13 protein-coding genes, 1 tRNA gene and 1 other RNA gene are annotated in these 12,704 nt (G+C 65.3%); 7 read left to right on the forward strand and 8 right to left on the reverse strand.

The genetic code is table 11. From position 1 onward, the window contains the following. Window positions 1-56: 56 nt before the first annotated feature. From ABZS43_RS31095 to ABZS43_RS31105, 3 genes are all read right to left on the reverse strand, one after another. Complete coding sequence (locus ABZS43_RS31095) at window positions 57-1,346, reverse strand: aminotransferase class I/II-fold pyridoxal phosphate-dependent enzyme (RefSeq protein ID WP_355039554.1); 1,290 nt, start codon at window positions 1,344-1,346, stop codon at window positions 57-59. Window positions 1,347-1,534: 188 nt separating this feature from the next. Beyond that, window positions 1,535-1,629: signal recognition particle sRNA small type (ffs, locus tag ABZS43_RS31100), an RNA gene on the reverse strand. Between the two features lie 162 nt (window positions 1,630-1,791). Beyond that, entirely contained in the window at window positions 1,792-2,187 is a 396-nt protein-coding gene (locus ABZS43_RS31105) for a hypothetical protein (RefSeq protein ID WP_355039555.1), read from the reverse strand. A 179-nt stretch (window positions 2,188-2,366) separates the two neighbouring features. Between ABZS43_RS31105 and ABZS43_RS31110 the strand changes: the two genes are divergently transcribed. Beyond that, complete coding sequence (locus ABZS43_RS31110; RefSeq protein ID WP_355039556.1) at window positions 2,367-3,326, forward strand: hypothetical protein; 960 nt, start codon at window positions 2,367-2,369, stop codon at window positions 3,324-3,326. Between the two features lie 82 nt (window positions 3,327-3,408). Next, a tRNA-Ser gene (locus ABZS43_RS31115) sits at window positions 3,409-3,496 on the forward strand. Window positions 3,497-4,053: 557 nt separating this feature from the next. Here ABZS43_RS31115 and ABZS43_RS31120 read toward each other — a convergent pair. Both ABZS43_RS31120 and ABZS43_RS31125 read right to left on the reverse strand, forming a co-directional pair. Continuing rightward, complete coding sequence (locus ABZS43_RS31120; RefSeq protein ID WP_355039557.1) at window positions 4,054-4,836, reverse strand: metalloregulator ArsR/SmtB family transcription factor; 783 nt, start codon at window positions 4,834-4,836, stop codon at window positions 4,054-4,056. Window positions 4,837-5,005: 169 nt separating this feature from the next. Beyond that, entirely contained in the window at window positions 5,006-5,332 is a 327-nt protein-coding gene (locus ABZS43_RS31125; protein WP_355039558.1) for a hypothetical protein, read from the reverse strand. Window positions 5,333-5,584: 252 nt separating this feature from the next. Here ABZS43_RS31125 and ABZS43_RS31130 point away from each other — a divergent pair, with 252 nt between their 5' ends. Continuing rightward, the gene (locus ABZS43_RS31130) at window positions 5,585-6,427 is read left to right on the forward strand and encodes an ADP-ribosylglycohydrolase family protein (protein ID WP_355039559.1); all 843 of its coding nucleotides are present in this window, start codon (window positions 5,585-5,587) and stop codon (window positions 6,425-6,427) included. 21 nt (window positions 6,428-6,448) lie between these two features. On the opposite strand, the gene ABZS43_RS31135 is transcribed toward ABZS43_RS31130, so the two are convergent. Both ABZS43_RS31135 and ABZS43_RS31140 read right to left on the reverse strand, forming a co-directional pair. Next, window positions 6,449-7,879, reverse strand: coding sequence for a wax ester/triacylglycerol synthase domain-containing protein (locus ABZS43_RS31135; protein ID WP_355039560.1), 1,431 nt, complete (start codon window positions 7,877-7,879; stop codon window positions 6,449-6,451). Window positions 7,880-8,298: 419 nt separating this feature from the next. Beyond that, complete coding sequence (locus tag ABZS43_RS31140) at window positions 8,299-8,508, reverse strand: DUF397 domain-containing protein (RefSeq protein ID WP_355039561.1); 210 nt, start codon at window positions 8,506-8,508, stop codon at window positions 8,299-8,301. 417 nt (window positions 8,509-8,925) lie between these two features. On the opposite strand from ABZS43_RS31140, the gene ABZS43_RS31145 reads away from it, so the two are divergent. From ABZS43_RS31145 to ABZS43_RS31155, 3 genes are read left to right on the forward strand one after another with little or no spacing between them, the layout of a single operon-like run. Continuing rightward, window positions 8,926-9,426, forward strand: coding sequence for a DUF309 domain-containing protein (locus tag ABZS43_RS31145; protein ID WP_355039562.1), 501 nt, complete (start codon window positions 8,926-8,928; stop codon window positions 9,424-9,426). A gap of 54 nt (window positions 9,427-9,480) precedes the next feature. Next, on the forward strand, window positions 9,481-10,422 hold the full coding sequence (gene gluQRS, locus ABZS43_RS31150; protein ID WP_355039563.1) for a tRNA glutamyl-Q(34) synthetase GluQRS: 942 nt from the start codon (window positions 9,481-9,483) through the stop codon (window positions 10,420-10,422). 54 nt (window positions 10,423-10,476) lie between these two features. Further along, window positions 10,477-11,223, forward strand: a complete 747-nt coding sequence (locus ABZS43_RS31155) for an RDD family protein (RefSeq protein WP_355039564.1) — start codon at window positions 10,477-10,479, stop codon at window positions 11,221-11,223. Window positions 11,224-11,294: 71 nt separating this feature from the next. Here the strand turns inward: ABZS43_RS31155 and ABZS43_RS31160 are convergent, their stop codons facing one another. Beyond that, the gene (locus ABZS43_RS31160; protein ID WP_355039565.1) at window positions 11,295-11,837 is read right to left on the reverse strand and encodes a DUF4190 domain-containing protein; all 543 of its coding nucleotides are present in this window, start codon (window positions 11,835-11,837) and stop codon (window positions 11,295-11,297) included. An 86-nt stretch (window positions 11,838-11,923) separates the two neighbouring features. On the opposite strand from ABZS43_RS31160, the gene ABZS43_RS31165 reads away from it, so the two are divergent. Beyond that, on the forward strand, window positions 11,924-12,703 hold the full coding sequence (locus tag ABZS43_RS31165) for a queuosine precursor transporter (protein ID WP_355039566.1): 780 nt from the start codon (window positions 11,924-11,926) through the stop codon (window positions 12,701-12,703). Window position 12,704 lies beyond the last annotated feature (1 nt).

Below are 12,704 nucleotides of genomic sequence, written 5' to 3' on the forward strand. Positions count from 1 at the left end.
GGGGGCCCCACCCACCCGCCCCCCACCTCCGCCCCGGGCCCCCGCCGCTTTCTCGTCTATTCGGCCAGTGCTTTCTCGGTCGCGGCGAGCAGCACGCAGGTGGCGAGACCGTCCATCGCCTTCTCCAGCTCCGGGAGCTTCGGGAAGCTCGGCGCGATGCGAATATTCTTGTCGTCCGGGTCATTCCGGTAGGGGAAGGCCGAACCGGCCGCGGTGAGCGCGATACCGGCATCCTTGGCCAAGGCGATCACCCTGGCCGCGGTGCCCTCCAGCACATCGAGGCTGATGAAATAGCCGCCCTTGGGCTCGGTCCAGGACGCCACCTTCGACGCGCCGAGTCGATCCTCCAGAATCTTCAGTACCAGCGCGAATTTGGGTTCCAGAATCGCGCGATGCTTCTGCATATGCGACCGCACGCCTTCGGCGTCACCGAAGAAACGCAGGTGCCGCAGCTGATTGATCTTGTCCGGGCCGATACTGCTCTTGGCCGCGTGCCCCAGGTACCAGTCCAGATCGGCGCTCGAAGCGCCGAGGAAGCTGACGCCGGAACCGGCGAAGGTGATTTTCGAGGTGGACGCGAAAACGATGGGGCGGTTCGGATTTCCGGCCGCGGCGGCCAGCCCGAGAACGTCGATGACCGGCGCGGCGGTATCGGTCAGCGGATGCACCGCGTAGGCGTTGTCCCAGAACAACCGGAAGTCCGGCGCCGCGGTCGGCATCGAAACCAGTTCACGGACAACGCCTTCGGTGTAGACGGTGCCGGTCGGGTTGGAATAGTTCGGCACCGCCCACAGACCCTTGATCTGTGGGTCCGCGGCCACCAACTCGGCGATGGCGTGGGTATCGGGTCCGTCGTTGCGCAGCGGGATCGGAATCATCTCGAAACCGAGCGCCTCGGTGATGGCGAAATGCCGGTCGTAACCCGGGCTCGGGCACAGCCATTTGATCGTGGGCTCGGCAACCCAGCGTCGCTCGGAATCGTTGGTGCCGTACAGCATCGCGTAGGTGATGACGTCGTGCATCAACTGAAGGCTGGCATTGTTGCCGGCGATCAGATTCTCCACCGGAATGCCGAGCAGCTCACCGAAGATCGCGCGCAACTCCGGGAGACCGTGCTGCCCACCGTAGTTGCGGCAGTCGACGCCGGAGCCGTCGCGATAATCGCCCGCGCCGGGCAGCGATAACAACTCCGCGGATAGGTCGAGTTGCTCGGGCGAGGGTTTTCCCCTCGTCAGGTCCAGCGTGAGCTTCTCGGTCTTGAGCGTCGCGTAATTCGCGGTCTGGATCTCGTGTTCGGACACGAGCTCCTCGTGGCTCATCAAACCGATTTGCGTTTGCCGGGGCATCCTGAAAGGCCTTTCGAAGCAGCGAAGGGGGTGTATCGACGTCCTGGCCGTGGCCGGAGACGACCGTCGGCGGACCGCTGTTCACGTTACCCGGCTGTTGCTCCGAAGTGGGGGGCATTATGGCGGACCCGCGATCCGATCCGCCCGGACCTGACTTCACGGGGACGGAATCGGCCGAGCGCCTCTTGATAAGGGGACCCCGCGCACCCGGCAGAGCCCGTTGACCCTTGCTGCCTTCCGGCCCTGGGGGAGTTCACAGGATGCGCGCCGCGCGGGATCCGTCGGCAAGTGTAGCGGGTCATCGATCACCCGCGTGGATCGGGGGCGTGCCCATCGTGTCCGCGCTGGCTACGATCAGTCCCGGAATCGGTGGGGCAGTCCCGATCGAACGAGGGGAATCGTGGCTTAACGGTTCCCCCCTGCCGAAGGCAGGGGGATTTCCAGCTCAGACAGCAACCTGACCATCCACCCGGAGGAGGTGACCTGCTTGTCTCATGTCATCAACACTGGTGTGGCCCCGTTCTGCCACAACCAAGATCGTCTTGGCGGCGTTGCGGTCCCTCGAATCGGTGAAACCACAGAAAGAACACGCGAAACCACGTTCGTGCAGTTCGAGTCGCTTGGCTCTCGCGAAAACCGGACGACCGCGCCCCTTCACCGTGAACGAGTGCTCCAGCGATCGGGAGTACTCCCGCAACATCTGCTGCTGGGCAACCTGGGAACCCTCAGCCAGCCACGGCATCCGCGACCGCGCTTCGGTCAACAGTTCCCGAGCTTCGCCAACGTCGGTTTCCGGCCGGACCTCTGCTGGTGGACGGCTTCGTTCCACAGCCATCGACACCGGCCCCACTCGGCCAGCAAAGCAGCTTCAGCGATGCGTCCAGGCCGCAACCTGTAGGTGTAGCGCACCACTTCGCCCATACGTTCGATCCTAACGAAAGATAATGCCGTGCAACACAAACGACACGCACACCTTTTCCTTCCCGCCGTGCACGACGGGGTATCCAAGGCCGATTCCTGATGACCGACAACAAACGACCGGTCGATGGACAGGAACTACCGGACCACGGCGTCCCGCAAGCCGATCCGGCCGCGCGCTGGTGGGAACAGCCGAGCACGGGCCACGATCGATCCCGTACCGACCCGACGATGATCGGGTCGCCCGCGCAGTTCGGCGGCTTCCCCGGCGCGCATACGCCACCGCCGCAGCCCTTCGCCGCGTCGCAGCCCTTCGCCGCGCCACAGCCTCCGACGCCGCCGTATGCCGCACCGCAGCCGCCCGCGTACGGGTCGCCGCCGGGGCACTCTGCCGGACCCTACGGACGGTTCCCGAACCGGCCGCCCACCCGAAGCAAGACGCCGTGGATCATCGCGGGTGCGGTCGTCCTGGTCCTGATCGTGGCCGTCACCGTCGGCCTCTTCGCGATCGCCGCGACCGTCGAAGACGTCGCCGACGTCGGCGATGACAAATCCCAGGGCGACTACGCCATGGACAACGTGACCAATTCGTGCGACTTGGTCGACACCACCATCCTGGACAACTGGGCTCCCACCGCGCAGCCGAGTACACACACCGAGCGCAAACCCAGCGAGGGAATCGGCGGCGGATCGCTCAACTGTCGCGCCAAGAACGACGGCACCGGCATCATCGAGGCCACCCTCACCATGGACGCCGACTTCGCCTACAAATACAGCGGCAACACCTCATACGACACCTGGAAGAACAGCGACACCGGCACCTCCGGCACCGGCCGTAGCTCCGGCGCGATCCCCGGCCTCGGCGAGCAGGCCTACTACGCCGCCCGCGAGAGCGACTCCACCAGCTTCAACAAACTCGAGTACACCGTCGGCGTGAAGGACAGCAACGTCTCCGTCCAGATCGAGATCACGGTCTACGCCAAAACCAGCATCAACCGGTCCGGCGTCGCCGCCGCCTGCGAAGCGCAAGCCAGACGAGTCCTCGACCGACTCCGCAAATGACGGCATGCGGGCCACCTGCGGCGACGGCGGCGACCAACCCCGGTTTGGCATGTCGAGGGGTGTAGCCGCTATGCTGCTCCACGGAGGATTCGCCTAGTGGCCTATGGCGCTCGCCTGGAACGCGGGTTGGGTTAACGCCCTCAGGGGTTCAAATCCCCTATCCTCCGCCATGAAGAAGGCCAGGTCAGAGATGTCACATCTCTGACCTGGCCTTCTTTCGTATCGGTTGCGCCGCCTGGCATCTCGAGCTTCCCAGCACATCGCTCGCGATCGCCCACCGCCGCTGGTAGGTCATCGGAGGCGGTCGCCAGCCGCAGCGCCTGTCCGGCTGATTGTCGTCGACAGCGCGCCGAGGGATCTCATTCAACTGGATAGGCCCGTGATCATCCAGTCGCTAGCCTTCCGGCCGCAGCGCCAACAGTTGTTTCGTATGACCAGGCAGTTCCACTTCGGTCAGGCCGGTGATGATGTCCCGCAGCGAAATGGGCTGGTCGAGCAGGAGCGAGCTCCCGGACAGCAGTCGACTCGGGACCAGGGTGTCGGGTTCGGTATCCCGCGGCGACCATGGCGGCGGCCAGGATCTGATCGGCGTTCCATTCCCCGGGCGGCGGGGCGTCGCCGGAGTCCGCCACCGTGGCGGCGGCGTCGAGTAACGCGCGATGGGCGTCGCGCAGCGCGGTGATGTTCAGCATGTCCGTTTCTCCGTGGTCGGCAGGCGGCGGTGGTGTCAGGTGTGCGAACCTGTCATCTCCCACGGCGCCTGCGGGAGAACCCGCCCGGTCTCGAGCAGCGACTTGAGGTTGGCCAGCACCGCGGGCCAGCCCTGCGAAATCCCCTCGAGCATTTCAGGATTGGGAAGTTTCTCGTGAGTGACGGTGAGCCGGACGATATCTTGGTGCGGTTCGATGAGAAAGGTGACCACCGAAGGCTCTCGTGACGATTCGGCGTCGGGGACATCGTCGAAGGTGATGACCAAACGCGTCGGAGCCTCGGCCTCGAGCACCCTGCCGAAGACATCGATCTCGCCCGACCCGTCGACGCGCCGGTGCTCCCAGTCCGAACCCGGCTGCCAGTCCGACACGTTGGCGTGCCCCCAGTACTGCGCCGTGAGGTCGGCGTCGGTCAGGGCTCGCCACACCTGTTCCGCACTCGCCTGGATGTAGGTGACGTAGATGTAGGTCGGGACGGATGTGCCGGTCATGGCGTACTCCTCTGCATGATTCTTGATGGCGCTGATCATTCGCAGGCGGGGCCTGTCGAAAACCGCGATCCAACGTTGTTCGATGTCGTGGATCGGGACCGGATTGAGGTAGTGCAGCCGTTCCCGCCCGCGTCGCACGACAGTGACGAGATCGGCCCGCACGAGGATGTCGAGATGTTGCGTCACCGATTGCCGCGCCATATCCACGCTCGCGCACAACTCACGCAGGGTCTGCCCGTTGTGCTCGCGCAGCCGGTCGAGCAGCAGCCGCCGAGTCGGATCGGCCAGCGCCTTGAAAACCGAGTCCATCTCTGTCGCCTCGCCACTCACCCGACAATTATGCAGGCATTTACCTGCCTAATGCAATAGCGCGTCGCCTCCGGCCGTGCGTGCCCACACGACACCTGAGAGTCGTCAGCCCACGAAAAGGGCCCCGATCAGCGTGAACTGATCGGGGCCCTTCGCCTACGGCCGAATATCAGGCCGGGTCCACGCACTCTCCATTGGCCACGACGCCGCGCACCCACAGACCGAAGCCAGCGTCCTTGGTGCATTCGGTGCCGTCGGGGAGGTCGACCTGGACGTAGCGGCCATCGGGCATCAGGCAGCCTGCCTTGCCCGCGAACTGGCCGGGCACCTGGAAGTAGTTCTGCGGGTAGGTGCCGCCGATGGCCGCGCAGGCTGCTTCCACCTGCGCGCGCAACTGCGCCTCATCCTGCTGAGCGACGGCTACACCCCCCGCGAGCACCGTCATCGCAGTAGCGGCCAACGCTGCGAAACCAGCGGCCATAACCCGAACACCCATACCGGAAACTCCTTGTTGTCCAACGCCGTTGTGAATGAAAATCACAGTAGAGGGCTCGGTTGCCATAAGCCAAGTACGGGAGCTTGTCGTTGATCCGGCACGGCCGGGCCGCGAGGTTCGCGCGCAGGTCACAGGCGAAAAACCGGTACGCGATGGCAGTTCCGGCGCGAAATCCCCTCGCCGCGGCGGCCACGCGAATGGCATGCTGGCGGGGGTCGGGGCGTCGGCTCCCGAGGGAGAACGGGGGGCGACATGCTGGTCGAGTTGGCGATCGGCGATGCGTACGGGGCCGGATTCGAATACGCGGACCCGGCTTTCATCGCCGAGCGCAACACCCTGGCGGGATATGTCCAGCACCCGACGCATCTCGGGATCCGGCCCGGCGCCTACACCGACGACACCCAGATGACACTGGCCATCGCGGAACTGCTCGTCTCGGGGGAATCATGGAGCCGGGAGCAGCTGGCCGAATATTTCGTTCGGGCCTACCGCCGGGATCCACGCGACGGATACGCTCAGCGCTTCCAGCAATTCCTCGACACGGTGCACACCGGCGAGGATTTCCTTGCCCGCATCGAACCGGCCAGCGACAAGAGCGGCGCGGCGATGCGGGCGGGGCCGATCGGACTGTTGCCGACCGTCGACGACGTCCTGCACCACGCGCGCGAACAGGCGCGGATCACCCACGACACCCCGGACGGGATCGCCGCCGCTCGAGCCGCGGCTCTCGCGGTGCACTATTGCCACCACGAACTCGGCCCTATCGCGGAATTGCCCGGATGGGTCGGCGGGCGACTCGGGGCGGCATGGGCGCGACCGTGGCACGGGAAGGTGGGCTCGAAGGGCTGGATGAGCGTGCGCGCCGCGCTCACCACGCTTTCGACCAGTACCAGTCTCAGCCAGGCATTGCATTCCGCCGTGGCCTGGACCGGCGATGTGGATACCGTCGCCACCATCGCGCTGGCCGCCGGGTCACGCACCACCGAAATCGAGCAGGATCTCCCCGCGATCCTCACCGACGAGCTGGAGAACGGCCCGTTCGGGCGAGAGTACCTGCGCGACTTGGACTCTCGCCTTCTCGCCGCATTCTCCTGAATCCGTCGCCGAGATCGCGGGTCAACGCGGTTCGATCCGCGAAACCCGGTTCAGCGCGCGACGCAGCAGATCGGTGTAGGTATCGATATCGGGAACAACCGCGCGGTCGGCGTGTACCGAGATCGTCACCGTGTCGCCGAGTCCGTGTATTCCGTGGGTCAGGTGCATCACCGAGCCGATCGCGGGAAATCCGCCGCTGAACCGCACGGCGCCGCCGAAGGACAGGTCGGCCGGGCCACGGTGCACGCTCGAGACGACGGTGTGGCCCGCGATGGATTCGGGGGTGTCGAGCGGATAGCCATCGATATCGCGCCGCAGCAGCATCGCCGGGGTTATCGCCGTCACGCGCTCCTGCGCCCCGAGTAGCGGATGGCCCGCGCGAATACGGCGTTCGGCCAGGTCTTCGGCAATGTGGTCGGCGCGCAGCGACAGGTCCGGTTCTTCCACATGCAGATCGACGCCTAGACCGCGGTAGTTGTTGCGTACGTGATCGCCCGCGGGTACGGCCATCGGAACCTGCGCGCCGAGCCGATCCACCGATTCGCCTCGGGCGGTGAGATATTCGGCCAGCGCGACCGATATCGCGGTCAAGGCAAGCACGGTGATGGTCCGGCCGCGGACGCGCAGATCGCTCCCCTCGGTCACGATCAACCGAACCGCGTGATTCGAAATACCCTCGGCGGCTGATCTGTTCAGCAGGCTCGGCGCGAACCCGGGTGGTGGTGCGGGTACCAGACCGGTGGCGGTGAGCTCGGCCAGCTCACGCTGGGCCCGAAAGGCGCGCACACCACGCGTCACCGTCTGCGCCATGCGCACCGGTATCCGAATCAGTCCGAATAGCGCGTCCGCGGGCGCGCTCTCGGAAATCCCTCGCAGCAGCCCGGCCACGCGCGCGGCTGGAGCGAGCGCAACCGCAGAAGCTTGCCGCACGTCCGGCACGGCGGCCGAGTCCGTGGCAGCGAGTTCGGTGTCTACGTCCTGCGCGAACAGCGCACGCGCGAGCGCCGATGCTCGCCGCCCGTCCGCGAGCGCGTGTGACATCTGCAGCAGTACCACCGTCGCGAGTTCGGATTCGGCCGACCGCAAGGGTGCGCCTTCCACTCCGCGGTATACGTGCACCCGCCACGGTCGTTCCGCCGCCCGCACCCCGGTGTCGAGTAACGCGCCCACCGCGTCGAGCAGATGCGGCCAATCCGGCCGCGGCAATCGGTGTTCGACGAACTGGTCGTCGCGGAAATCGCACGGTACCCAGGAGGGATAGTCGAGATCGCCTGGGACCTCGCGCAACCGCACCCGCAGATCGGCTGTCCGGGCGCTGCGGGCCTCGACGAGCGCGCGCAACGCCGTAGTCGGCGTGCCGTGATCGGCGAAACTGTAGAGCAGGAACAGGTCGTTGCGGGTGCGCCGCGACAGCCAGAACATCGTCGCGTCCTGTGCGGCGACCCTGCTCACCTGGACACCGCGCCGATGCCGGACCGCGCGATGCCGTTCTTCACCGCCGCGACACCCGCTATCGATATTCGCACGCTCACCGTCCGACCATATCGACCTCGGCGGCGGCTCGGCGTATCAGCGGCGCCCGGAGCTACTGCATCGAGTACCGGCACGGCGGGGACCCAGGAGAGTCCGCGCACGCGAAGTGCCGCCGGTTTCCCGGCCCGAATCCGGACGAGGAGTCCGAGAGTTGTCTCACGAAAGAGCGAAAACGCGCGCCGATGCGCGGGCGTCAGGAGCGGGCGGCGGACGACGACGTCGGCCGACAGTAGCCACTCGCGATTGAATGAAGGTGCGGCGCAGCGTATTCGCGCACGCGAAGACCCCGAGCCTGTGCCGACCCGGGGCCCATGCTTACCGTTCCGGCGGCCGGGGACTCAGGAATTCCCGAACTCCCCGACCGAGACCCCCGTTAGGAATGCGTCCCATTCGCCCGGAGTGAACGCCAACACCGGGCCACTTCCATTATCTTTGGTGTCACGGACCGCTACATTGCCGTTGCCGAGAACCGCCACTTCCACACAGTTCCCATCGGGGCCACTGTGTGTGCTCTTGCGCCACACAGCACCCGTCAAATCAACCTCCACGGCACTAGCTCCTTTGCTGCGTCGAGAACGAGAATTCTTTGGACATCGTTCTAACTAGCACCGGAATCCAGCGAGGAGCGCCGAATCCCCGTGGTGCGCCTAGTGATAGCGCGCTACTTTCACGGTGCGTCGTATCGCACTGTAGTTCGAGGTGAATACACCCCCGGGGCTGTCCCCGCGCGGTAAACACTAGCAGCTCCGCTCATAGTTTGCCGATCTCCTGCTTATTCGACCGCCATTTTTGCCAATGTTGCGAAGGCGCGAGGTTGCGGAAACATTGCCAGGCACTGTCATTCAATCCGGGCGATCTCGTATGACTAAGTTTTGTACCAGCGTAATTGGTCCGTGATCCGTCGATCGATCCATCGAAGCGCCGCCTCCGCGACACGACCGCCGCGAAGCGTGGATCATGGAGACATGGTGGAACGTCCCCGCGACGAGGCAGGTCGCGCCCGTAACCCCCGTCCTCGCGATCGATTCGGGCGTCCGCTACCACCCGGTAGTGTCGGCATTCCCCGAATTCCGGACGACCTGAATCTGCCGCCCCAGCAAACCCTTACTTTCGCCCAGCAACTGCTGGACGACGGTTTGGCATTCAACGCACACGAGGTATTAGAGGCCGCCTGGAAGAACAGACCGTTCGCCGAAAGGATGCTGTGGCAGGGTTTGGCGCAATACGCGGTTGGTCTGACGCACATCCAAAGGGGCAACCAGAAGGGTGCGCAGACCCTTCTCGCCCGGGCGGTGGCCCGCCTCGGCGGCTACGAGCCAGGTGATAGCGGAGAGGATTCGAATGCCGAAGGCATGTATGGAGTCGACCGAAGCGGACTGATCGCCCACGCGAACACGCTGCTGGCCGCATTGGACGCGGGAACCCCGATCGCGCCCGAGGAGTTGAAGCCTCGCCTGTGCACCTGAGAATTCCCACTACCATGGCAACGGTGCCCGCCCGTTACGATACCGACGCGGCCCATGGCTGACACTCGCGCGGTAGATACGCACGCCGTCGGCGCGGGCCGATACGCCCCGAGCCCCTCCGGTGATCTGCATCTGGGCAATCTCCGTACCGCCTTGCTGGCCTGGCTGTTCGCCCGATCCACCGGTCGGCGTTTCCTGATGCGGGTGGATGATCTCGATCGGGTTCGTCCCGGCGCCGAACAGCGCCAGCTCGCCGATCTCGCCGCGATCGGAGTGGAATGGGACGGACCGGTGGTGCGGCAGAGCGAACGCCTCGAGTTGTACGCGTCCGCGATCGAGCGGCTCACCGCCGAGGGCCGCACCTACGAATGTTTCTGCACCCGTAGGGAAATACAGCAGGCCGCGTCCGCGCCGCACGGACCGATGGGCGCGTACCCGGGAACCTGTCGCGTGCTGACAGCGGCCGATCGGGCCCGGCTGCGCGCCGAAGGCAGGCCCGCCGCGTTGCGACTTCGCGCGGATATCGCCGATTACGAGATCGTCGACGAATTACACGGACGCTATCGGGGCCTGGTCGACGATGTGGTGCTCCGTCGCGGCGACGGTATGCCCGCCTACAACCTGGCGGTGGTCGTCGACGACGCCGACCAGCACATCGACCAGGTGGTACGCGGAGACGATCTGTTGCCGTCGACACCGCGCCAGGCATACCTGGCCGCCCTGCTCGGGCTGCCCGCGCCGCGCTACGCCCATGTTCCGCTGGTACTCAACCGGGCCGGGCAGAGATTGGCCAAAAGGGACGGTTCGGTCACGCTCGCGGACCGGATCGCCCTGGGTGAGAGCACCGAAGACGTGGTCAGCGCGCTGGCGTGCTCACTCGGCTATAGCGCTCGCACACCGGCACGGCTATTGGAACAATTCGATCCCGCCGACCTACCACGGAAGCCATGGACCTTCGATGAGAATGGGTTGTTGCAACCCGACGGATGTCCGTAACGTACGCAGTCGACCGATCTACTGATCTACTGATCACAACGAGGACTAAACACTATGACGAGCGGTGGCTACGACCCCAACCAGAATCCGCAGGGCGGGCAGCCGTATGGCGAGCCGTACCCGCAAGGCGGGCAGCAGTATCCGCAGGGCCAACCGCAGTACGGCCAGCAGCCCCCGCAGTATGGGCAGCAGCCTCCGCAATACGGCCAGCAGCCCCCGCAGTACGGCCAGGATCCGTACGGTCAGCAGCAGCCCAACCTGGGCAAAGACCAGTACGGGCAGCCGCAGTACGGCCAGCCGCAGCAGCAGTACGGGCAGGACCCGTACCAGCAGCAGGGCTACGGCCAGCAGGGCTACGGCGCACCGGGCGGCGGCTACGGCGTCCCGGCCGACCTCGGCGTCCGTATCGGCGCGCGCGTTATCGACGGTCTGATCCTGTACATCCCGTACATGGTCCTGTACTTCATCTTCAGCGACTCGTTCGCGCTGAGCGCCGTGCTCGGCCTGGTCTGGACCATCGTGGTGGTCGGCTACTTCGTGGCCTTGGAAACCAGCCAGAACGCGTCGCTCGGCAAGAAGATCCTCGGCCTCAAGGTGGTGGCGCCGGGCGGTGCGGAGAAGATCTCCCCCGAGGTATCGCTCAAGCGCAACCTCTTCCTCGCGGCCAACCTCATCCCGTGCGTGGGCTGGCTGGTCAGCCTGGGCCTGGCGATCTACATCATCATCACCATCTCCCAGGACCCGAACAAGCAGGGCTGGCACGACAAGTTCGCCGGCGGCACCCAGGTCGTCAAGGTCTAGTACCGCACCCGCGAACGACAACGAAAAAGGGGCGCCCCCAGGGACGCCCCTTTTCTATGTCCGCCGGAGCGTTAGACGGAATTGCCGATCAGCATGAGCACGAAGTAGATGGACCACACGACGATGCCGCCGACGCCGACCCAGATACCGGACAGCGCCAAACCGCGACCGTCCTGGGGACGTTCCTTCAGCTGATTGAGCGCGATGACGCCGAGGATGATGCCGACGATCGATCCGATACTGCAGGTGCACAGCCCGACCAGCGAGGCGACGAGCGCGCCGATCGCCAAACCGTTGGTGCCCGCGGCGACCGGTCCGCCGTAGGGCTGGTATCCGGGCGGATAGCTGTAATTCGGCTGCTGCGGATACGGCTGCGCGGGCGACTGCTGGTAGGGCTGCTGCGGATACTGCGGCTGCGACGGCGGCTGCTGCGGATATTGAGGTTGCTGATACGGCTGCGACGGTGGCTGCTGCGGATACTGCGGAGCCGAGGGGTACCCGGACGGTTCGGAGGTCGGGTACTGCGGGACCGAACTCTGGGCGCCGGACTCCGGCGACACGCCTTCGCCGCCGTACTGCTTCCACCACTCGTCGGAATCGCCGGGATTCGTCATGGCTACAGACTAATGGTCGACGACCTCGCGTAGCACAGTCGAAGCCGACCCCTGGACCGGACACGGTCGCCGTAGAACCTGGTTTGATGAAACCCGTGAGTGATTCGATCAAGACCGAAGAACACGAAGGGTCTGGACACCCCGCCGACCACGCGGCATTCGCCCAGGTCGCGCGGGGTTACTACCCACCCATCGTCGCACTGTTCACCGCTACCCTCATCATCTCCAATATCTGCGCCACCAAGGGCGTGGAATTCCTGGGCGACAAGTCGGTGTCGCTCGGGCCGCTGCAGATTCTGCCGATCGCGACCGACGGCGCGTTCTTCCTTTTCCCCTTGGCCTACATCCTCGGCGACGTACTCAGCGAGGTCTACGGCTTCCGCGCCACCCGCCGCGCCGTCTACTACGGGTTCGCGAGCCTGTTACTGACCGTGGTCTGCTTCGCCATCGCCATCCGCTTGCCCGCGGCAAGTTTCTACGACAACCAGGACGCGTTCCGCACCGTCATCGGCACCACCCCGCGACTCGTGATCGCCGGTCTCGCCGGATATTTCGTCGGTCAGCTGCTCAATTCCGTAACACTGGTGCTCATCAAGGAACGGACCAAGGAAAAATATCTGTGGGCCAGGCTGATCGGCTCCACCATCGTCGGCGAATTCGCCGACACCCTCATCTTCTGCTCCATCGCGGCCGCCGCCATCGGCATCGACACCTGGCAGCAGTTCGTGAACTACGTGGTCATCGGCTTCCTGTGGAAGACGCTGTGCGAGGTCGTCGTCATGCCGATCACCTACCGCGTCATCGCCCTGCTGAAGAAGCACGAACCCAGCTATGCCCCGAGACAATCCGCCCCCCTGCAGACCTGAG

Source organism: Nocardia sp. NPDC005366, from assembly GCF_040606855.1.
In the GTDB taxonomy this organism is placed as follows: domain Bacteria; phylum Actinomycetota; class Actinomycetes; order Mycobacteriales; family Mycobacteriaceae; genus Nocardia.

What these genes read in the sequence shown, in the direction of transcription:
- ABZS43_RS31110 (WP_355039556.1), top strand. Translation starts at nt 2,367, where the DNA reads ATGACCGACAACAAACGACCGGTCGATGGACAGGAACTACCGGACCAC.
- ABZS43_RS31165 (WP_355039566.1), top strand. Translation starts at nt 11,924, where the DNA reads ATGAAACCCGTGAGTGATTCGATCAAGACCGAAGAACACGAAGGGTCT.
- ABZS43_RS31160 (WP_355039565.1), bottom strand. Translation starts at nt 11,837, where the DNA reads ATGACGAATCCCGGCGATTCCGACGAGTGGTGGAAGCAGTACGGCGGC.
- ABZS43_RS31145 (WP_355039562.1), top strand. Translation starts at nt 8,926, where the DNA reads ATGGTGGAACGTCCCCGCGACGAGGCAGGTCGCGCCCGTAACCCCCGT.
- ABZS43_RS31120 (WP_355039557.1), bottom strand. Translation starts at nt 4,836, where the DNA reads ATGGACTCGGTTTTCAAGGCGCTGGCCGATCCGACTCGGCGGCTGCTG.
- ABZS43_RS31155 (WP_355039564.1), top strand. Translation starts at nt 10,477, where the DNA reads ATGACGAGCGGTGGCTACGACCCCAACCAGAATCCGCAGGGCGGGCAG.
- ABZS43_RS31095 (WP_355039554.1), bottom strand. Translation starts at nt 1,346, where the DNA reads ATGCCCCGGCAAACGCAAATCGGTTTGATGAGCCACGAGGAGCTCGTG.
- ABZS43_RS31130 (WP_355039559.1), top strand. Translation starts at nt 5,585, where the DNA reads ATGCTGGTCGAGTTGGCGATCGGCGATGCGTACGGGGCCGGATTCGAA.
- ABZS43_RS31125 (WP_355039558.1), bottom strand. Translation starts at nt 5,332, where the DNA reads ATGGGTGTTCGGGTTATGGCCGCTGGTTTCGCAGCGTTGGCCGCTACT.
- gluQRS (WP_355039563.1), top strand. Translation starts at nt 9,481, where the DNA reads ATGGCTGACACTCGCGCGGTAGATACGCACGCCGTCGGCGCGGGCCGA.